The sequence below is a fragment of the Bacteroides sp. genome (genome assembly GCF_029057325.1).
Lineage (GTDB): Bacteria > Bacteroidota > Bacteroidia > Bacteroidales > Bacteroidaceae > Bacteroides.
On sequence record NZ_JAICZW010000151.1, the window covers coordinates 1 to 20,382 of the forward strand.

Here is a 20,382-nt window from a genome sequence, read left to right on the forward strand (position 1 = left end):
TTGTGTATTAGAGACAGCTTAAAGTATCCACTCTTAATTGTTTTTTAAAATGTTACTACTAAAATTTCTTCACCACCAGCCAACCTTCCCGGACATTGGAAGATTAACTCGCTATGAATTAAATGCTTATCCTTTCGAGATAATAATCGGCTTGCAAAGGTACGTTTTTTCTTAGAACTGGCAAACGTTTTTTCCTTTTTTTTCAGGAGCCAGCAGGCTGATATACAACCTGCAAGAAGGGAACAAGGGGACAAAAACTTTCTTTTAAGCCTAACAGAATGAATTTGCGAAAAACGTGTATAACCATTAACCAGCAAGGGGATGGTGCTTGTATTTTTCCTCAATATATCTTGGCGTGACGGACACCGGCCCAAACAAGCTGGACTATATCAATTACAACCTGCTCAGTTCCTATACCGTGTAGAAGATGTTCAAGGGCATGGCGACTTTGTAGAATTTGCGCTATGCCAGTGGCGAGCTTTTGAATATCTACTCTTATCACAATGCCAAGATACGCAATTCGGCTCTGGTGAAAGGTATCAAATTTTATGAGATTGCCATCTATTAAGTTCCTTGGCAACTCTGTCATCAACCGCCTGAAGTACATCAACGCCGAGTTCGAGAAGATGTACGGCAACTACTACACTTACGAATGGGCGTGGGCGTATGAGAAGTTGGAAGACCACGGGCAATAGAGCTGAAGAGTCCCAGTTGCTCAATTCCATATTTTTCTCCGGCGGTGCGCTTGAATTCACGTAAGGGTTCGAGTACTTCTTCAGTCGTTTTCATATCAGTACATTCCTACATTGTTCATGTATCAATCCAACTGCATGCCCAATCTCGTGTATGGCGCTTCCTATATTGCTGCCATTAATCGCTAAACTTATTGTTTGTTTCCCTCCTTTTCTGCCTAATGAATTAGAATAGTTCCCATTGTCATGAAAAAACTCTATATAATTACCAGAACCTTTCCCTTGAATAAATGTTAAACTTGTTTTGTTGCTCCATTCTGCTATTGCAGCCAGAACATTAGATTGAAGAGTAAAATTGTCTTTAAAAGTATAATAAACTCTATGTCTGGTCCAATATTTAATAGATGCGGTTATTACTCCTGAACGTGTGTGTACATTATTGCCAAATATGCTGTTTATTTGGTTTTCGTTAAGCACTACATCTCTTTGAAAATATATAGAGAGTCCATTTTTCAAGATTTATTCCATTGGGTAATGTTATATTTTCTTTTTCCTTATTTGGAAAAGCAATTTCGGTCTGATTGCCGCATAGGGAAAGACTTGTGGTAAATAGAGGAACTTCAGAATCCTTCTTTTCTTTGGATATGATTCTAAGAAGGACATATTGCTTTTCTGATTCATCCGGACCGGGAGACTACTTCTATAATGTATTCATAACTTTCTTCATAATTGAAGTTTTGAATGGTTGAATGCATTATTTCCCATGTGTTACAGCCTTGTTTTTTATCCAATAAGTATGACCCTCTGACTCAGTAATAATCCTTTTAGAAGCTACAACTAAAATTTCACTGCAATTGTCGTCTTTGTTGCATGAAATGAACAGAAATAGGCTCATAAAGATAAAAGCGATGATTGATTGAAGTTTGTTCCTTTTTATAATGATGAGGTTTTGTTTTTTTGGCAAATTTAATAAAAATAATCGCAATATATCTATGTAGTAAGAAGTGTTTATGTCAGACTAACAAATATTCATGCTTGCTTTATTTATTGTACCTTGGTAATAGTTACTTGCTCTTTGAATGAATAAGGTAAGTTTTTTGCCCCGATTAAAGAATTATTTCGATAATAGTTTATACCTTTGCTCTGTGAAGGCAGTGCGTGCCGCTGCCTTTGTTATCCGAATCACTTTTAAACATTCTAAATATACGAGTAATTATGGCAACAACACCTCCGTTCAAGTATCAGCCCATGTTCGAGAAAGGGAAAGATACTACCGAGTATTATCTGCTTACGAAAGATTACGTCTCTGTAAGCGAGTTTGAAGGAAAACCCATCCTGAAGATTGAAAAAGAAGGTCTGACGGCAATGGCCAATGCGGCTTTCCGCGATGTGTCGTTCATGTTGCGCCGTTCGCACAACGAACAGGTGGCCAAGATTCTGAGCGACCCCGAGGCCAGCGACAACGACAAGTACGTGGCGCTCACCTTCCTGCGCAATGCGGAGGTGGCATCCAAGGGAATACTGCCTTTCTGCCAGGATACGGGTACAGCCATCATCCACGGCGAGAAAGGACAACAAGTATGGACTGGCTACTGCGACGAAGAGGCGCTCTCGCTGGGTGTGTACAAGACTTATACTGAAGAGAACCTGCGCTACTCGCAGAACGCTCCCCTCACCATGTACGAGGAGGTGAACACGAAATGCAACCTGCCGGCACAGATTGATATCGAGGCTACCGAAGGCATGGAGTACGAATTCCTCTGCGTGACCAAGGGCGGCGGTTCTGCCAACAAGACCTATCTCTATCAGGAGACTAAAGCCATCTTGAATCCTGAGACATTGGTACCGTTCCTCATTTCGAAGATTAAGACATTGGGTACAGCGGCTTGTCCTCCCTACCACATCGCATTCGTTATCGGCGGTACGTCGGCCGAAAAGAACCTGCTGACAGTGAAACTGGCTTCCACTCATTTCTACGACAACTTGCCCACTACCGGCAATGAGTTCGGCCGTGCCTTCCGCGACGTGGAACTGGAGAAACAGGTGCTTGCCGAAGCTCATAAGATTGGTCTCGGTGCACAGTTCGGCGGCAAGTATATGGCTCACGATGTACGTATCATCCGCCTGCCGCGTCACGGTGCTTCCTGCCCCGTGGGTCTGGGCGTTTCCTGCTCTGCCGACCGCAACATCAAGTGTAAAATCAATAAGGAGGGTATCTGGATTGAGAAACTCGACAGCAACCCGGGCGAACTGATTCCCGAAGAACTCCGCAAGGCAGGTGAAGGCGACGTCGTGAAGATTGACCTGAACCAGCCGATGGCAGACATCCTGAAGGAGCTGACCAAGTATCCGGTTTCCACCCGTCTGTCGCTGAACGGTACCATCATCGTGGGTCGTGACATCGCACACGCCAAACTGAAAGAGCGTCTGGACCGTGGCGAAGAGCTGCCGCAGTACATCAAAGACCATCCTATCTACTATGCCGGTCCTGCCAAGACTCCTCAAGGCATGGCTTGCGGCTCTATGGGCCCCACGACTGCCGGACGTATGGACCCGTATGTAGATCTCTTCCAGAGCCACGGCGGCAGCATGATTATGCTGGCCAAGGGTAACCGCAGCCAGCAGGTGACGGATGCTTGCCAGAAGTACGGCGGTTTCTATCTGGGCTCCATCGGTGGTCCTGCCGCTATCCTGGCACAGAACAACATCAAGAGCATCGAATGCGTGGAATATCCTGAGCTTGGCATGGAAGCCATCTGGAAGATTGAAGTGGAAAACTTCCCCGCTTTCATCTTGGTGGACGACAAGGGCAACGACTTCTTCAAGCAACTGAAGCCGTGGAATTGCAGTAAATGATAGTTTACAGCTTTATAAGATAAAGAAAAGCCGCTCCGAAGATATTCCGTGAGCGGCTTTTTTTGCTTGTGATTTTTTGGGTAAGGAGTTATTCCATATATCGCGTTACCTTTCCGCTGATTTGCAGCAAGGAGATTTCGCACAGCTTGGTGTCGTATTCGGCCGATAGGATGCGCTCTTCCGCATCCAGCAGGCTCTTCTGTGCCTCACGCATCTCGATACCGGAGAGGTTTCCCAGCATGTAGCGCTCCATGGCGATTTCGTGGTTTTCGCGAGCGGCGACGAGGTTCTGACGCTCCAGATTCAGCATCTGTAGGTTGTTCTGATAAGCTTGCCACAGGTTGCTGAGGTCGGCGCGCAGGGCTTGCTCCAGTTGCTCACGCTCCAGGCGCGCGTTCTGCACGGCGATACGGGCATTCTTGCGCTCGCGGCGACGGTTGCCATCGAAAAGGTTGAAGCCCACGGTGACGCCGAAATTCAAGCCGAGGTTGCTGCGGCGGCTGTTGGCGGCGATGTCATACTTGTTGAGCGTATAGCCGTAGCCGCCGTTCATTTTTATATAAGGGTAGTCACGGGAACATACTTTCCGATAGTCCAGTTGGGCAAGGGTATTGTTTTGTGCAGCCTTCAGCAGCGAGGCGTTGACCTGTAGGGTGGCATTCCACAACTCTTCAAAGTCCAGCGTAGCGGCAACGTTGATGAGGCTGTCGCGGATGATGAACGGTTGGTCCACGTCCCGGTTGGCCATAAGTTCGTTTAGCCGGATGCGCGAGGTGTGCAGCAGTTCCTGCTGTTTCATGTATTGGGCACTGTCCGCATTGAAATCGACTTTGGCTTGCTGGTAGTCCAGACGCGAGAAGTTGCCGATGTGGTAGCGCTCCTCCACGATGCGCAGGCGCTCTTTGGAGAGGGAAACGGCGTAGCGGAAGTTTTTCAGGCGGATTGTCTGTTGCACGTAGTTATAGTATTCGGCGGCGATGTCGGCCACAAGATCCTCGATGGCGATGCGCGTATTGGTTTCGCCTTGGCGTTCCAGTTCTTTCAGCTTCCGGTAGTTGGCCGTAAGGTTGAATCCGTCGAAGAGGGTCCAGTTCAGGCTGATGCCTGCATCCAGTGTCTGGTCGAAGACACCGTTCTCTTGGGTAGTCTCTCCGGTGGCGCGCGCTTTTGTTTCGGTATTGTTTACGGTTCCCCGGTAACCGGCAGAGAGGTCCAGGGTGGGTAGAAGGCCGGCATTGCCCGGTGTGGCGTTGTTCTTGCTCACCTGTTCATGGTTGCGCACGATGCGCAGGGAGTAGTTGTTCTGCAAGCCTTGTTCCAGACACGACTTCAGCGTATAGACGGGCATCTGCTGCGCCTGGAGGACAGGTGCCGTGCAGGCGGCGGCTATCAAGAGTAGAATCATTCGTTTCATAAGTAGGAGATGTCTCATTCGGTTTTCAGTTTACTTCGGTTGGTAGATACATAACTATAGATGGCAGGGACGATGTACATCGTCAGCAATGTAGAGATGAGCATGCCGCCAACGACGGCCGTACCCATGGCAATGCGCTGGTTGCAACCTTCACCGGTGGCGAAAGCCAGCGGTATCAATCCCAATATGGTCGATGCACTGGTCATCAGGATGGGGCGCAGACGTTGCAGGGCGGCGTCCTTGATGGCTGCCATCTTCTCTTCGCCCGATTCCTGCTTCTGATTGGCAAACTCCACGATAAGAATACCGTTCTTGGCTACCAGCCCTATCAGCATGATGATGCCTATCTGGCTGAAGATGTTCATGGTGATACCCCCGAAGTGCATGAATATCAGTGCGCCGGCAATGGCCAGAGGCACGGTCAGCATGATAATCAACGGATCCTTGAAGCTCTCGAACTGGGCGGCGAGAATCAGGTAAATCAGTACGATGGCCAGTACGAAGGCAAACATCAGGCTCGACGAGCTTTCGCGATACTCTTTGGAGTCTCCGGCCAGCGCTGTGCGGAACGTGTCGTCCAGCGTCTCCTTGGCTATCCGGTCCATTTCGTCCAGGCCCTGCCCGATGGTCTTACCGTCGGCCAGTCCGGCAGAGATGGTGGCGGCTACAAAGCGGTTGTAGCGGTAGAGTTTGGGAGGAGCGATGCCGCCTGCCAGCTCTATCAGGTTGTCCAGCTGCACCATCTCGCCCTTGTCGCTGCGGATGTAGATACCCTTCAGGTCGGCAGGCTTGTTGCGTTGCTGGCGGTTGATTTCACCCAATATCTCATACTGCTTCCCGTTCATATAGAAGTAGCCCATGCGCTGTCCGCTCAGACCGTATTGCAGGGTCTGGGCGATGTTCCGGGTACTGACTCCCATGATGCTGGCCTTGTCGCGGTTGATGTTGATGCGTGCTTCGGGCTTGCTGAACTTCAGGTTCACGTCCGCCATCTGGAATATCGGGCTTTCGTAAACCCTTGCCATGAACGTGGGCAGCACCTCCTGCAACTTCTCGATGTTGGTGGCCTGCAATACATACTGTACGGGCATGCCGCCGCGCCGTCCGCCGAACGAGGAGGATTGCTGTACGAAGGAGCGCGCCATCGTCTTTTTCTGTACTGCCTTAGACAGTTTCTCGGCCACTGCCATCTGGGTGTAGTCGCGCTTGCTCATGTCCTTCAGCGTGATGCGCACGTTGCCGTTACCGCTCGATACGCGTGCGGTCACCGCCTCGGCATCCGGCACGATGGAGTCTACCAGCTGGTTGATGTCTTCGGTGTAGTCGCGGATGTATTCATACGTCACGCCTTCCGCTCCCATGGTGCTGATGCTGATTTGCGAGCGGTCTTCCAGCGGTGCCATTTCCGCCGGAATCGTGTTCCAGAGGAAGCCTATCAGTAGAATGGTGGCGCCTGTAAAGGGAACCGTCATCCAGCGGTAGTTCAGCAGGGCATTCAGCGAGCGGCTGTAGAGGCGGTTCATCCCCTCGAAGAAGGGCTCGGTCTTCCGATAGAACCAGCTCTGCTCTTCGCGTTTCACCAGCAGTTTTGTGGCAAGCATCGGCGTGAACGTCAGCGCTGCAAACGAAGAGATGACCACCGAACCGGACACCACGATGCTGAATTCGCGGAACAGGCGTCCCGTCATGCCATCCATGAACACGATGGGGAAGAACACCGCCACCAATGTGATGGTGGTGGAGATGACGGCAAAGAATATCTCCTTGGCCCCCTCTATGCCTGCTTCTTTGGGCGGCATCCCCTTCTCGATGCGGACGTAGATGTTTTCGGTCATCACGATGGCGTCGTCCACCACCAAGCCTACCGCCAGCACCACTGCCAGCATGGAAAGTACGTTGATGGAGAATCCGGCCAGGTACATCACGAAGAAAGAGCCGATGAGTGATACCGGAATCACGATGCACGGCACCAGCGTCACGCGCCAGTCGCGCAGGAAGAGGAAGATGATGATGATGACGAGCACGAAGGCCTCGTACACCGTCTGTTTCACTTCGTTGATGGAGGCGCGGATGAATTTCGTGTTGTCGAAGCCATAGTTGTACTGGATGTCCTCGGGCAGGTCTTTCTTCATCTTCTCCATGCGGTCATAGACGGCATTGGCTATCTCGATGTGGTTGGCGCCTGGTTGGGGGATGACGACCACGCCCACCATCGGCACGCCGTTCATCTTCATATAGCTCTTGATGTCGGCAGGTCCCAGCTCCGCACGCCCGATGTCGCTGAAGCGGACAATGCGGTTGCCGTCTTCTTTCAGAATCAGGTTGTTAAACTCTTCGGCGGTGTGCATCAGTCCCAAGGTGCGGATGGTGAGTTCGGTAGTGTTTCCCTCGATGCTGCCCGAGGGAAGTTCCACGTTCTCCTTGTCCACGGCATTCTTCACGTCCATGGGCGTGATGCCGTAGCCGGACATTTTGATGGGGTCCAGCCAGAGGCGCATGGAGTAGCGTTTTTCGCCCCAGATGCTTACGCTGCTGACGTCGGAGATGGTTTGCAGCTGCTCCTTCACGGTGAGGTCGGCAATCTCGCTCAGTTCCAGCAGCGAGCGTTTGTCGCTCTGCAGTGCTACCATCAGGATGGGCATGGCGTCGGCATCGGCCTTCGATACGGTGGGTGGGTCGCAGTCGCGTGGCAGGAAGCGTTGTGCGCGCGATACCTTGTCGCGCACATCGTTGGCAGCGGTTTCCAGGTCAACGGATAGCTCAAACTCCACTGTGATGCGTGCCGAGCCTTGCTGGCTGACACTGGAGAGAGAGCGGATACCCGGTATGCCGTTGATGTTCTGTTCCAGCGGTTCGGTAATCTGGTTCTCGATGACATCGGCGTTTGCCCCCGGATAGGAGCAGGAGACCGATATGATGGGATTGTCCACAGACGGATATTCGCGCACGCCCAGGTAGTTGTAGCCGATGAATCCAAACAGCAGGATTATCAGCGTAAGCACTGTGGAGAGTACCGGGCGTCGTATGCTTAATTCAGATATGTTCACTTTGATGATGGATAGTTGATAATGGATAGTTGATAATTAATCTTCTGATAATGGATAGTTGATAATTGACAGCATTGTCATTCCGCACGACAATTGTCAATTATCAATTGTCCATTGTCAATTGACAAAGTCCAGCGTCACCGGCAGTCCGGTGCGCAGTTGCAGCGTTCCCGAGGTGATGACGGTATCTCCGGCCTGCAAGCCTTGCACTACCTGTACTTCAGCCTCCGTACGGATGCCCGTGATGATTTCCACCGGCTGTGCTTTGCCCGATTTGTAGAGGAATATCTTGTCCTTTCCCATTTCGGGGACGATGGCTTCGGACGGTATGGCAAGGGCATCCTGAATCTCGTCCTTGTTCAGCTTGATGCTGGCGTAGCGGCCCGGAAGGACGGCACCGTTGGCATTGGGGTAGAGGGCGCGGATGGTCAGGGTGTGTGTCGTAGGGTCTATCTTCGATTCGCGTGCATAGACTGTGGCATGGAAGGCGTTCAGTTTCCCTTCGAGCGTGAAGTCCAGTCCGGCACCGGTCTTCACGTCATTGGCATAGCGCTCCGGTACGGCAAACTCCACTTTCAGCGGAGAAATTTTGGTAAGTTTCGCCACGATGGTCGAGGGAGAGGCGTAGGTGCCCACGCTGACTTGCCGCAAGCCGATGATGCCGTCGAACGGGGCACGCAGTTCGGTTTGTGCGATGTTCGATTTCACTAGGTCGATGTCTGCATTCAGGGTAGCGAGTTCGGTCTTCACCTGTTCGTAGGCCTCCTTGCTGACGGCATCCCGTTCCAATAGGGCATTTTGGCGGAATACACGGTCTTCGGCCAGCTTCAACTGGGATACCAATCGTTGCAGCTGTGCCTGCAACGGCCGGTCGTTCACTTTGGCCAAGAGCTGTCCTTTCTTTACCGCGCTGCCTTCCTCGAAATTTATCTCGACGATTTTTCCCGAGGTCTCAAAGGAGAGGTCCACTTCTTCGTCCGGCAGCAGGCTGCCGCTGATTTGTATTTCGTCCTTCAGCAGTTGTGGCTTTATGATTTTAGCGTTTACGTTCAGAATTCTTTTTCCGCCGCGTTGGCCGGCCATGACCTTATCGGCAGCGGCCAGCTCTTCATTTTCTTTCGGTAGTTGGGAGTAGATTCCTCCTCCAATCAGTCCGGCACCAATCACGAGGATGATGCCCCATTTCACTCTCTTATTCATGTTCTGGTATTAGTGTTTGAAGCCCTTCAAAGCTGTTCTTTTGGCAAGGAAGGCTTTAGTTAGTTTGATTTAGACGGAAGAAAGGGAAAGAGGTTTAAAAGAAAGAAGGTTAAAAAACTTGAAAGTCTGCGGAGGCAAACCGTAGTTGCTTGTTTGTTACTTATGAGAATATATCGGCTTGTGTGGTTGGACTATGCTTGTGTTGGCAGCTACTTGTGTTTGGGATGTCAGATGCAAACGTCAGAAATGCTACGTATAAATGGTTGATGGATAGTAACTTCTGGATAATTCTATTGTGTGTAGATGTGCATACTTCCGCGTGCCGAAGGCAGGTAGTTTACGCCGTACCAACACATTTGCATGCAGAGGAATCCTATCGTAAGCAGCCAAGCGAGCGCCGTTCTGCTGCCTTTGCCGTAGAGCCGCAGGTGGAGGTAGAGCAAATAGACGCACCACGTGATTGCCGCCCAGGTCTCTTTGGGGTCCCAGCTCCAGAATTGTCCCCATGCCGCTTTTGCCCACAAGGCGCCGCTCATCATGCCCAGTGTCAGGAAGGCGGTGCCGATATAGACCAGCCGGTCTGTCGTGGGCAGGTAACGGTCGGTGTGCCTGATCTCTCCTGCCAAGGCAAGGAGAAAGGCGCATCCCAGAACGGAGTAGGAGAAGATATAGACCGTGACATGTGGCACGAACCATGGACTTTGCAGGGCCGGCATCAGCGACCGGTCGTGTATTTCGGGCTTCAGCAGGTTGATGAGGACAAATACCAGCGAAAGGAGGATGGAGAAGAATAGCAGCCATCGGTAATGCCATTTCCGGTAGGTGAGCAGCCCGCATCCCGCAAGGAAGAACGAGTACCACAGGCGTGTCTCCCCCAAGGTGCGGAGTGGAGGACGTTGCAACGCTATCCAGAGGGCGGCGATAAAGGCGGTATAGACGCACAATCCCGTGCCTACCAGCAAGAATGCCGTCCGGCTGAACGGTTTCTTTCTGAAAGCCGCTACAACTCCGGCCATCCAGAACAGGGCCGCAATCAAGGCGAAATAGATGAATTCGTTCCACATCATGTCGTTTCTGCTCCTTTCTTGCTTGCGGACAATCCCTGCACAAACAGCAGCAGACTGCCTGCCATCAACATCCAAATGCCTGTCCATTGCACCGGCTTCCACGGTTGGCGTACGATTTCTACCGTGCAATGGCCCGCCTCTTCCCCTTCGGGGCGGTGCTCGTAATCTATCAGATAGAGATTCTCCGCCCATGAAAGGCGATAGGGGTGATTCACCCGGAGAAGGACATTTTCGGTACCTACCTTCAGGTGTGCCTCGTAGTTCTTGGGCATTCCGTTGGAATAGTAAGTGACATCGAACCGCTCCAAGCGGAATGCTTGCGGCAACCGGAGGCTTTTTCCGTCCGGTGCGAATGCCTGTTGGGTGCTCTCTTCCTTGAAGACGCGTAGGCGGTATTGCGCTGTGTCCGCACTTCCGGCAAACCCTCCGACAAGGATAAGAAGCAGTCCGGCGTGGTTCAGCAGAAAGCGTAGCCTGTGCTTCTTCCTTTTCTTTAATCCCCGGAACGTGATGAAAAGCAGGTGTGCCGATAGGGCGCTGAATACGAAGAAGAACCACCACGAGTCGGGACGTAGCCAAGCGATGAATTCCAAGGCCACGAAGGTCACGATGGAGACCGCAAGGAGCAGGAAGGTGGTGGCGGGTGAGGCAAGCAGACCGGCAAGCAGCGACGTCGGTTTCTTTTTATGGAGCATCCAAAGCAAGACGGCTCCCGGCAACAGCAGGGCCGCATTGACCGGGAAAGCGAAAAAGGTGATGGGAAAGTTGTCGGAAACTGCCAGTTGGCAGCCCAACGCTGCTCCGAAATAGGCGGCCCATATCATGTATATCACTCTCTTCTTCAATGCGTTTTTCTTTAATGGGATAGACCTCTGTTGGTTGCGAAGATAAGATTCGTCTGATTCGGAGAGTCGGTTAGTATGCTGCCCTGTACTTCTTTTCTTCCTTGTCTTCCAGCATATTCAGGTAGGATGTGTAGCGCGACCGGCTGATATAGTGCTTTTCAACCGCTTCGCGTACGGCGCATCCGGGTTCGTGGCGGTGGGTGCAGTTGCCGTAACGACAATTGGCGGATGCTTCGAAGATTTCCGGGAAATAGTGTCCTATCTCTTCTTCCTCCATGTCGAATGTGCCGAAGCCTTTGATGCCCGGGGTGTCGATGATATAGCCATCGTCGGGGAGGGGAAACATTTCGGAGAAGGTGGTGGTGTGCATGCCTTTGTTGTGGCAGGCGGAAATCTCGCCGGTTCTCACCTCTATGTCCGGCAGTATGGTGTTGATAAGGGTGGATTTTCCCACGCCGGAGTGTCCGGAGAAAAGGGTGATCCGTCCTTTCAGCTCTTGCATTATCGTGCCGATGCCCTCTTGCTCTTTGGCGGAGATTTTGAAGCAGGGATAGCCGATGGTGGTATAGAGATGGATGAGGCTGTCCAGATAGTGCTGTTCCTCTTCATTGTAGGCATCTATCTTGTTGAAGATGATTTTGACAGGAATGCGATAGGCTTCGGCTGAGGCGAGGAAGCGGTCGATGAATGTGGTGGAGGTTTCGGGATAATTCACTGTCACCACAAGCATGCACTGGTCCAGGTTGGCGGCAAGGATGTGCGATTGTTTGGAGAGGTTGGAGGCACGGCGGATGATGTAGTTTTTCCGGTCCTCTATCTCGCTGATAAAGGCCGTACCTTCTTGATTCAGTATGATTTGTACATGGTCGCCTACGGCCACGGGATTGGTGCTTCGTATGCCCTTCAAACGGAAGTTCCCTTTGATTTTACATTCGATGTCTTTTCCTTCTTCCGTCCGTACCAGATACCAGCTTCCGGTATTTTTTATAACAAGTCCTCTCAAGGCAATTGACAATTGATGATTGACAATAGACAATCGATAATTGACAATGGACATGCGGGATGCCCCAGCAAGCAATTGTCAATTATCAATTATCAGTTGATTAAACGGTCATGATTTCTTTATCCTTTGCAGCCAGCATCTCGTCAATCTTCTTGATGAACTTGTCGTGAATCTTCTGCAATTTCTCTTCGCCGCCTTTCTGGGCGTCCTCTGCCAATCCGTCTTTTACGGACTTCTTCAAGGCGTCGATGGCGTCGCGGCGGGCATTGCGTACGCTCACCTTGGCTGTCTCGCCTTCTCCCTTGCACTGCTTGGCAAGCTGTTTACGGCGTTCCTCGGTCAACGGCGGTATGCCGATGCGGATAATCTCTCCATTGTTTTCGGGCATGATGCCGAGGCTGGAGTCGATGATTGCCTTCTCAATGACGCGGAACATGCTTTTGTCCCAAGGCTTGATGGCGATGCTGCGTGCGTCCGGAGTGGTTACGGCGGCAACGTTGTTGATGGGAACCATGCTTCCGTAGGAATCTACGCGGATGCCGTCCAGCAGACGGATGTCAGCTTTTCCGGCACGGATGTGTGCCAAAGCCTCGTCCAGGTACATCACTGCCATGTCCATACTCTCTTGCGCTTCGTCTAAGATCTCTTTTACGTCTTTCATATTGTTCTTCGTTTTGAATTTTCTTTTGATGTTGAAACTTTGCAAATATAGTTATTAAATTGTGAGAATAGAGAATGGAACTGCGAATATTTCAGTTTAACTCCCGATAACTCCTCTTACAAAATCAATTATGCACCAGCGTCCCAATCTCTTCTCCCTGCATCACCTTCTTCAGGTTACCTACGGTGTCCATGTCGAAGACGATGATGGGCAGGTTGTTCTCCTTGCACATGCAGGTGGCGGTGAGGTCCATCACTTTCAGTCCGCGCTTCAGCACTTCGTCGTAGGTGATGTCGTGGAACTTCGTGGCGGTCGGGTCCTTTTCGGGGTCGGCGGTGTAGATGCCGTCCACACGGGTGCCTTTCAGCATCACGTCGGCTTCAATCTCGATGCCGCGCAGGCTGGAGCCGGTGTCGGTGGTGAAGAACGGGTTGCCGGTTCCGGCAGACATGATGACCACTTCGCCTGCTTCCATGCACTCGATGGCGCGCCACTTGTTGTAGAACTCGCCGATAGGCTCCATGCGCACGGCGGTCAGCACACGCGCTTTCACGCCTGCAGCCACCAGTGCCGAACTGAGGGCAAGGCTGTTGATGACGGTGGCCAGCATACCCATCTGGTCGCCCTTCACGCGGTCGAACCCCTTGTTGGCACCGCTCAGTCCGCGGAAGATGTTGCCGCCGCCGATGACGATGCCGATTTGTACTCCCATTTCATGGATTTCCTTGATTTGCGCTGCATACTCGGCAAGGCGTTTCTCGTCGATGCCGTATTGTTTTTCTCCCATCAGACTCTCGCCGCTGAGCTTCAATAAAATTCTTTTATAGGTTGCCATAAATGTATAATGTATATAGTTCTTGTTCTTTTGGGCAAAGATAGTGCAAATCGAATACAGAACTTTTATGCTTGCATAAAAAAGTTATGTTGAGATGCCGCCTGTCTTCGCTTTTACGGCAAAGATAATGCAAACCGATAGTAGAACAAAAGAAGTCCTTCATTTTTTGTGCCTAAGAGTCGTTTGTTTTCGTTTTGTGGTAAGTGTAAGAGACTATGTGGCTGTTTAATCTTCCGTATTTGGGATTATTAACCATCCGAAACGGCGAATTTAATTCGTTGGATAGCTGTTATCTGTTCGTTAGACAGCTGTTGTCTGTTCGTTAGATGGCCGTTGCTTGTTCGTTAGACAGCTGTCAAACGAATAAAACTCGTTGTTTGGGTGGCTATTCCTGTGGGGGTTGATAGATAAATTCGCCGCAATGATGCCTTATTGACGCATCATTGCGGCGAACGAAATAGATATAGGGAATGGTCGATGGAGCGGATGCCTCTGTCGGGCTATTCTTTCTTTCTGCTTTTTATCGGGAGTCTTGGGAAAAGTTTCCTGAAGCGGATTAGATGTCCGGTGATGTTGCCGCCGGCAACAACGAGTGTCACGGCTACGATAATCAGTACCAGTCCGAAGCATTCTCTCATTGTCAGGGTTTCTCCGAAGACGGTGATTCCGAAGAGGATGGCGGTCAAGGGCTCCAGCGCGCCGAGGATGGCGGTGGGGGTGGAGCCGATGTACTGGATGGCACCGGTGGTGCATAGAAAGGAGATGGCGGTGGGGAAGACGGCGAGGGCAAGTAGGTTGCCCCACAAGTACCAACGGTCCGGCATGCTTACGGTTCCGGCATAGAGCAGGCGTATCGCGAAGAGCGACACACCGAAGAGGAGGACGTAGAAGGTGACTTTCAGGGTGGCGACATCCTTCAGGGATGTCTGGTTTACGCCCACAATGTATATGGCGTATGAGAGGGAAGAGACGAAAACCAGCAAGGTTCCCATCAGGCTCAGCGTGCTGCCGTCCTCGTTTTTGTAGAGTAGCCCGATGCCTCCCAGGGCGAGTAGCATGCAGACAACGGTTTGCAGTGTCAGCCTCTCCTTGAAGACAAGTGCCATGATGAGTGCCACCATGATGGGATAGACAAACAGCAGCGTCGATGCGATGCCCGCCGCCATGTAGTTATAGCTTTGGAAGAGCGCCAACGAGGAGAGCGCCACGAGCAGCCCCATGGCGACAAGTGTCGATGCCTCTTTCCGTTGCAGCTTGAATGTCCGTCCTCGCGCCTTTATCATCAGCCCCAGCAGCGGGATGGCGAAAAGGTATCTGAAGAAGAGCACCGAGTCGGGGTTCATGCCCGCCTTGTACAAGGGGAGGGCAAACAGCGGGTTCATGCCGTAGGTGGCTGCGGCGATGGACCCCAAAATATATCCTTTGGCTTTTGCGTTCATATCTTTTTCCTTTTTTGTGAATTGGCGGGCAAAGTTACACAGAAAAAGGAGATTCGGGCAGGAAATATGGATTCTATTACTTGCGCAATCTCTATAAAAAAGTATAGATTGCGCAAGAGATAAGGGTTATTGCTTGCGCAATCTGTGTTTTTTTTATTACTTTGCGCAAGTAATAAATCAGAAAAGAATATGAAGACAGAGATTGTGGGCCGTCTGAAAGAGCAGAAAGAGCTGATGGAATACATCGCTTCGGATTCTTCGGAATTCATTGCCATTTACGGGCGTCGCCGGGTAGGAAAGACGTTCCTTGTTCGCGAGTTGCTGGGCGATTCCTTCGCTTTTTACGTCACGGGCATGAACAATGTTTCGATGTCGGAACAGCTGTTGAATTTCAATTTGGCATTGCGGAAGAGTTCGGGAAGAGAGTGGACTGTACCTGCCAATTGGTTGTTGGCTTTCGACCAGTTGACTTCCTATCTGGAAAGCCTGCCCCAAAGCAAGAAAATCATCTTCATGGACGAATTGCCCTGGATGGATACACACAAGTCCGGTTTTGTCAGCGCCTTGGAGCACTTCTGGAATGCTTGGGCATCCGCCCGCCACGACATCAAGCTGATTGTTTGCGGTTCTGCCACTTCGTGGATGATTGACAAGCTGATAAACAATTACGGAGGATTGCACAACCGATTGACACACTGTATGCTGATCGAACCTTTTACCTTGCAGGAGTGTGAACTCTATTTCCGTTCCAAAGACATCTCCTATTCCCGCCACGAGATAGCGGAATGCTACATGGTGATAGGGGGCATCCCTTTCTATCTGAATCAGATAAAGAAGGGGCTGAGCATTGCGCAAAACATAGACCGTCTGTTCTTTGAGAAAGCTGCCGTGCTGGGCAATGAGTTCGACAACCTCTACCGTGCCCTTTTCAAGTATTCCGAGAAGTACGTCAAGATAGTGGAGGCACTTGCCTTGAAGGGGAAAGGACTGAACCGCCTGGAACTGATTAAGCAGAGCGGACTTGCCAACAACGGCAGATTGACCACCATGCTGAAGGAACTGGAGGCGTGCGGCTTTATCCGCAGGTACGAACCGTTTGGCAAGCAGAAGAAGGACACGCTCTATCAACTGGTGGACTTCTACACGCTCTTCTACTTCAAATTCATCTTGAAGAACCGCTATAAAGACGAGCATTTCTGGAGCACCTCCCAAGAAAGTCCTACCCATCGCGCTTGGAGCGGCTATGCTTTCGAGATGCTTTGCTTGTGTCACATCCGTCAGATAAAGAAAGCACTCGGCATCTCGGGTGTACAGAGCCTCGTCTCCTCGTGGCGTAGCAACAGTTCGGAAGAGGGTGCGCAGATAGACCTTGTCATCGATCGCAAGGACCAGACCGTCAATTTGTGTGAGATGAAGTATTCCATTGCGGAGTTTGTGATAGACAAGAAGTCCGATGCTGTCTTGCGCAACAAGCTGGCTGCCTTTCTTGCCGAAACCAAGACGAGGAAATCCATTCAGCTCACATTTGTGACAACATACGGCGTGAAGCCCAACACTTATTCATCAAGGGTGCAGAGCGAGGTGCTGTTGGAGGATTTGTTTGCCGGGGCGTGATGGGAGGTATCCGAACATCCGGGAGAGACAATGTATTTATCGGCTATTAGGAAAAACGTATGAAATAAAGCCGGAAATCGGGTCAAATTGGCCTGATTTCCGGCAATAGAACAGTATATTTGTCCCGATTGTCTTTTTTTGACTTTAAGGCGCGAGATGAGAAGTAAAGCAATGATAAGAATTGTACAAATGAACTTAGGCGAATTGCAACTCTTGTTAAATGTCTGAATATCTAAAAGTGCAGATTCAAAATTCGATGGAAAAAGCGAAAAGTATTTCGCGGGGACGCAATCGATAACTTGAATAAACATCCGTGGTGGAAGTTTGTAATCTGCGTTCGTACAAGTTATTGCCAAATATATTGTTACAGTTGAGACGGAACTCGTACTGTTTTAGCTGATAAGATAAATGTATATCAGTAAACATATTGCCTGATATGCTTTTGTCTGAATGATGATAGAAATCACTTTTGAAGCCTAACTCCAGATTTTTCACGGGAAAAAGGAATAGGGAAATTCCATGGTTAAATGAAGTAAGACGTTCGTTGGACAAGTTGTTGTCTTTTTGGTTTACTTGCTTGCCGGTCTGCAATTTGCTATACAACTCATAAGAGAAGATTTTCGCTAACTGCATTGATAATTTGAATGTCAACTCGGTGTTTTGCATCTGCCAAGGGACCTTTATCGTTTTTTGTATTAAATAATAATCAGACCAAATTTGCCGATAGTCAAGTGAGACTAATGTTTTACCCCAATAAAACGATTGTGCTACGTTACAACCTATCCAATAACTGTCAGCATCGTATTGTTGCTCTGTAGGGGTTCGTTTATACACAGAAGCATCGAATTCGCTCTGATAGAGCGTTTCATGGGTTCTCCGAGTCCAAGAAGCCATTGTGCTCAGAAAGAGTCCTTTAATGGGGTGCTTGTATTTCAGTGCTAAATAGAGTGTATGGATTCCTCTATTTTCCAAATTGCCAGTATGAGATGTTTGTACGCGGTAAGAGGTGAAGATGGGAGTGCGATACAATGCGGTCAGCGCATCAGGTCTTTCCTGATAGTTGTAATTCAGAGAAGCCGAAGTCGTCGAGTTGCAATCGTATTGCAAGTTGAGATTGGGCTGTAGCGTAATTCTGATGTCATTGTCCTTTTCATAATTGCGTTGCATAAAATCAGCTTTTATAATTGCCCTTAGTTTGAATGAATTCCTGTCCAGATTCAGCCCGGAAGCCACATACAGATTCTGTTGTGTGTACTTTTCTATGTTGTTGACTTCCGGATAGTTCACGTCTATTTTCTGGTGTTTAAGTTTATAGCCAATCCGTTGGCTCAACGTGAAACCTTTTATTTTATGGTTGAAAGTGGCATAACTATGTGTCTCAAATGTGGAAATATCAAGCTTCTCGTTGAATCCCTTGACAGTAAGTATCTTCCCAGGTAAATAGCTGTACGTGCTTTGAGAAGAGATTTCAATGCTGTTTCCGTTTTTCAGGTGGCTTATCATCTCAAAGTCTTCGGTAATATGGTATTTTTTCAGCCTGACATTTTGCATTATCTTTTCGTCATCTAAAACGGAAATTCCATTGCTTCTGTCAACTGTTACATTCCCGTGTAGACGGTTGTTTACATACAATTGCTCTTTGTTCACTTTGTAAGTAAAATTTCCTTTCAGGTGGCTGTCTGTAGAACTTACCGCATTTTCTTCCGATAGAATTATTCCATTTAAGTCAAGATATTCCGTTACGGTGGTAGTATTGCTTTTCTTTCGATTCCAAAGATAGTCCAATTGAATACGGACATCATTATTATTAGGCGTTTTAACGAGGTGGTTGGTTGCCACCAAATGTGACTCATTAAAAGTGGTTCGTCCGTCATCTATTTCCGTAGCTGGTATCACAAGCGGTCTTAATAATCCACTTTCCTCCTGGTTGTCACGAAGTTGTGTTGTCAAATCTGACACCTCTTTTGATATGTCTTTCCCGGTATTGTCACATTTATATAAGGAAAGATTCTGTCTTTCTCGTCCAAAAACCATCCCCATCAGTCTCCCGTTATACAAATAATCAGTTCCTTTTTGTGCTGAAATACCTGTCCCGGCATCCAATGTACCTGACCATACATTCTTCACATTCTCCTTCAAGACGATATTCAAGGCAGCTTGGTCGCTGAAACGGATTCCTTTCAGTGCCTTTATAGGTTGATGGTTCTGGATAACCTGCACATTGCTTATCAAGTCTGCATTTATATTTTCGCTGGCTTGGGAATACTTGCTTCCCATCAAATCCATTCCTTCAATATAGAATTTGTTGATAGGTTTTCCTTCAAAAGAAATGGTACCATCTTGTTTCACTTCGAGTCCGGGCATTTTATTTATGACATCAGATATGCTTCGGTCTTGATTCTGTTTGAAGCTGATGACATTATAGACCAGTGTATCCTTATTCTGTCTGATTCTGTTCGGGCGGATGTTGACTTCCTTCAACTGGTAGGTTGTGCTTTTCAGAACAATGTCTTGGCTATTTTGAAAATCTTCGGATTTTATGCGCTTGGTTTCATATCCAAGCAGAATGAAGCCGATACTGACAGGCTTTACTTCTTTAGTGTATGACACATCAAACTTTCCGTCAGTGCCACTGAATCCATAACCGATTACGGATGTTTCTGACCGATATAGGACAATGTTGACATCTTGAACCGGATGTTGGTTTTCGTCAATTATCCGACCGGTGTATGAAGTTTGGGCAGTAGTATTAATTGACGCAATGGCCAGTAACAAAAAGTTGATGAGCTTCATAAGCGTGTCAGTTTTGTTATCTTTCTAAAAATAAGGCTGTTCTCTCCGGATAGGCTATGCTTTTTCCGCGTTGGTTCTGTGCACTTCCCTTAAAACCGCTCATTCTTTCTGCAAAAGTCATGGGCGATTTCCATTTCAGCCTGATAAGGTCATGATATTCTTCCTTTGTGCATTGGATATATCTTTTACTTGGATAGAAAAGGAATTCATTTTGAATTTTCTCTATCTGTATGCATGAAAAACGGAACAAGCGTTCGCTATCTTCAGCATGTAAAATGAGCCCGGGCAACCCGTAAAGTTTCCATGGTCCGTCACTGATTGCTATGTCAAGTGTAAACCATACTTTCCAATGTCGTCCTAAATATAAAGTTTCAGCCTGCTGACATTTATAGTTTGCGATAATTGTATCTTTTGCGATCAATGTCCATTCCGGTCTGTTCATTTTTTCTGAATAGCGGAAAATATTGATAGCCTTGTCTGTATGGGTTAAAATTTTGTCAGAAGGATAGTTTTTCCAAATTTGATAATGAAAGTTCGTTTTGGGGTAGTTTGACTTTTCTAATGCATTCATTACATCTCCCATACTTCCGCCTTTCGCTACGATACTGTCTTTTATCAAATCTCTGTGTAAACTGTTGCGGCTGTAAAAATGAGAAATCTTGTTTCCTATATCCAAAATAGTTTCATCCTCTTGTTCTGTCTCTTGTTCTTCATACAAAAGGAATTTAGTGATATAATGAATCCTGATTCGTACTTTCTCTTTTTCTTGAGCCTTTACTATACAACAAAAAAAATCTATTGCAAACAAAAGAACTAAACAAAATATGAATTTGTCTTTTTTCATAAAAAGCTGAATAAGTAGATATATTAATAAATAGGGGAAAAAGAAATGAAGTGAGAGTTTCCACTCCATTTC

Annotated in this window: 15 protein-coding genes and 2 pseudogenes; 3 read left to right on the plus strand and 14 right to left on the minus strand. The window is 48.7% G+C overall.

Features of this window, described 5'->3' with window-relative positions; all coding sequences use genetic code 11:
- Positions 1 to 364 precede the first annotated feature (364 nt).
- A pseudogene (locus tag K2G43_RS09475) lies at positions 365 to 683 on the plus strand (DUF4954 family protein); the annotation flags it as partial.
- Here the strand turns inward: K2G43_RS09475 and K2G43_RS13520 are convergent.
- The 3 genes and pseudogenes from K2G43_RS13520 to K2G43_RS13525 form a co-directional block, all read right to left on the minus strand.
- Positions 682 to 789, minus strand: a pseudogene (locus K2G43_RS13520) (nucleotidyltransferase); the annotation flags it as partial. The pseudogenes K2G43_RS09475 and K2G43_RS13520 overlap by 2 nt on opposite strands.
- Positions 786 to 1,208 (minus strand): M12 family metallopeptidase, encoded by a 423-nt coding sequence (locus tag K2G43_RS09480; RefSeq protein ID WP_300154553.1) that lies wholly within the window; start codon positions 1,206 to 1,208, stop codon positions 786 to 788. The gene K2G43_RS09480 and the pseudogene K2G43_RS13520, both read right to left, overlap by 4 nt.
- Positions 1,209 to 1,369: 161 nt before the next feature.
- Complete coding sequence (locus tag K2G43_RS13525) at positions 1,370 to 1,483, minus strand: DUF4377 domain-containing protein (RefSeq protein ID WP_366525028.1); 114 nt, start codon at positions 1,481 to 1,483, stop codon at positions 1,370 to 1,372.
- A 424-nt stretch (positions 1,484 to 1,907) separates the two neighbouring features.
- Between K2G43_RS13525 and K2G43_RS09485 the strand changes: the two genes are divergently transcribed.
- On the plus strand, positions 1,908 to 3,548 hold the full coding sequence (locus K2G43_RS09485) for a fumarate hydratase (RefSeq protein WP_297641943.1): 1,641 nt from the start codon (positions 1,908 to 1,910) through the stop codon (positions 3,546 to 3,548).
- 88 nt (positions 3,549 to 3,636) lie between these two features.
- Here K2G43_RS09485 and K2G43_RS09490 read toward each other — a convergent pair whose 3' ends face one another.
- The 9 genes from K2G43_RS09490 to K2G43_RS09530 form a co-directional block, all read right to left on the minus strand.
- Positions 3,637 to 4,962: a TolC family protein gene (locus K2G43_RS09490; protein ID WP_297641941.1), complete on the minus strand. Its 1,326-nt coding sequence runs from the start codon at positions 4,960 to 4,962 to the stop codon at positions 3,637 to 3,639.
- A gap of 14 nt (positions 4,963 to 4,976) precedes the next feature.
- Positions 4,977 to 8,009, minus strand: a complete 3,033-nt coding sequence (locus K2G43_RS09495) for an efflux RND transporter permease subunit (protein ID WP_300154557.1) — start codon at positions 8,007 to 8,009, stop codon at positions 4,977 to 4,979.
- 117 nt (positions 8,010 to 8,126) lie between these two features.
- The gene (locus K2G43_RS09500) at positions 8,127 to 9,209 is read right to left on the minus strand and encodes an efflux RND transporter periplasmic adaptor subunit (protein ID WP_297641938.1); all 1,083 of its coding nucleotides are present in this window, start codon (positions 9,207 to 9,209) and stop codon (positions 8,127 to 8,129) included.
- 290 nt (positions 9,210 to 9,499) lie between these two features.
- Positions 9,500 to 10,276, minus strand: a complete 777-nt coding sequence (gene ccsA, locus K2G43_RS09505) for a cytochrome c biogenesis protein CcsA (protein WP_300154559.1) — start codon at positions 10,274 to 10,276, stop codon at positions 9,500 to 9,502.
- Entirely contained in the window at positions 10,273 to 11,100 is an 828-nt protein-coding gene (locus K2G43_RS09510) for a cytochrome c biogenesis protein ResB (protein WP_300154573.1), read from the minus strand. The genes ccsA and K2G43_RS09510 overlap by 4 nt, the downstream gene beginning before the upstream one ends.
- Before the next feature lie 91 nt (positions 11,101 to 11,191).
- Positions 11,192 to 12,124: a ribosome small subunit-dependent GTPase A gene (gene rsgA / locus K2G43_RS09515; protein WP_300154562.1), complete on the minus strand. Its 933-nt coding sequence runs from the start codon at positions 12,122 to 12,124 to the stop codon at positions 11,192 to 11,194.
- A 100-nt stretch (positions 12,125 to 12,224) separates the two neighbouring features.
- Positions 12,225 to 12,785 carry a ribosome recycling factor gene (gene frr / locus K2G43_RS09520; RefSeq protein ID WP_297641932.1) on the minus strand — a complete coding sequence of 187 codons (561 nt, stop codon included), beginning with the start codon at positions 12,783 to 12,785 and terminating at the stop codon, positions 12,225 to 12,227.
- A 124-nt stretch (positions 12,786 to 12,909) separates the two neighbouring features.
- The gene (gene pyrH / locus K2G43_RS09525) at positions 12,910 to 13,620 is read right to left on the minus strand and encodes a UMP kinase (RefSeq protein WP_297641930.1); all 711 of its coding nucleotides are present in this window, start codon (positions 13,618 to 13,620) and stop codon (positions 12,910 to 12,912) included.
- 500 nt (positions 13,621 to 14,120) lie between these two features.
- Positions 14,121 to 15,059 (minus strand): DMT family transporter, encoded by a 939-nt coding sequence (locus tag K2G43_RS09530; RefSeq protein WP_297641929.1) that lies wholly within the window; start codon positions 15,057 to 15,059, stop codon positions 14,121 to 14,123.
- 189 nt (positions 15,060 to 15,248) lie between these two features.
- Between K2G43_RS09530 and K2G43_RS09535 the strand changes: the two genes are divergently transcribed.
- Entirely contained in the window at positions 15,249 to 16,673 is a 1,425-nt protein-coding gene (locus K2G43_RS09535) for an ATP-binding protein (protein WP_297641928.1), read from the plus strand.
- 246 nt (positions 16,674 to 16,919) lie between these two features.
- Here the strand turns inward: K2G43_RS09535 and K2G43_RS09540 are convergent, their stop codons facing one another.
- Both K2G43_RS09540 and K2G43_RS09545 read right to left on the minus strand, forming a co-directional pair.
- A complete protein-coding gene (locus tag K2G43_RS09540) occupies positions 16,920 to 19,466 on the minus strand; it encodes a hypothetical protein (RefSeq protein ID WP_297641927.1) in 2,547 nt (848 codons plus the stop codon).
- Between the two features lie 16 nt (positions 19,467 to 19,482).
- The coding region (locus K2G43_RS09545) for a GLPGLI family protein (protein ID WP_300154570.1) at positions 19,483 to 20,382 on the minus strand (900 nt) is incomplete at its 5' end.

Coding starts and splice junctions, on each gene's coding strand:
- K2G43_RS09485 (WP_297641943.1), top strand. CDS start 1,908: ATGGCAACAACACCTCCGTTCAAGTATCAGCCCATGTTCGAGAAAGGG.
- K2G43_RS09490 (WP_297641941.1), bottom strand. CDS start 4,962: ATGAAACGAATGATTCTACTCTTGATAGCCGCCGCCTGCACGGCACCT.
- K2G43_RS09500 (WP_297641938.1), bottom strand. CDS start 9,209: ATGAATAAGAGAGTGAAATGGGGCATCATCCTCGTGATTGGTGCCGGA.
- ccsA (WP_300154559.1), bottom strand. CDS start 10,276: ATGATGTGGAACGAATTCATCTATTTCGCCTTGATTGCGGCCCTGTTC.
- K2G43_RS09510 (WP_300154573.1), bottom strand. CDS start 11,100: ATGATATGGGCCGCCTATTTCGGAGCAGCGTTGGGCTGCCAACTGGCA.
- frr (WP_297641932.1), bottom strand. CDS start 12,785: ATGAAAGACGTAAAAGAGATCTTAGACGAAGCGCAAGAGAGTATGGAC.
- pyrH (WP_297641930.1), bottom strand. CDS start 13,620: ATGGCAACCTATAAAAGAATTTTATTGAAGCTCAGCGGCGAGAGTCTG.
- K2G43_RS09530 (WP_297641929.1), bottom strand. CDS start 15,059: ATGAACGCAAAAGCCAAAGGATATATTTTGGGGTCCATCGCCGCAGCC.
- K2G43_RS09535 (WP_297641928.1), top strand. CDS start 15,249: ATGAAGACAGAGATTGTGGGCCGTCTGAAAGAGCAGAAAGAGCTGATG.
- K2G43_RS09540 (WP_297641927.1), bottom strand. CDS start 19,466: ATGAAGCTCATCAACTTTTTGTTACTGGCCATTGCGTCAATTAATACT.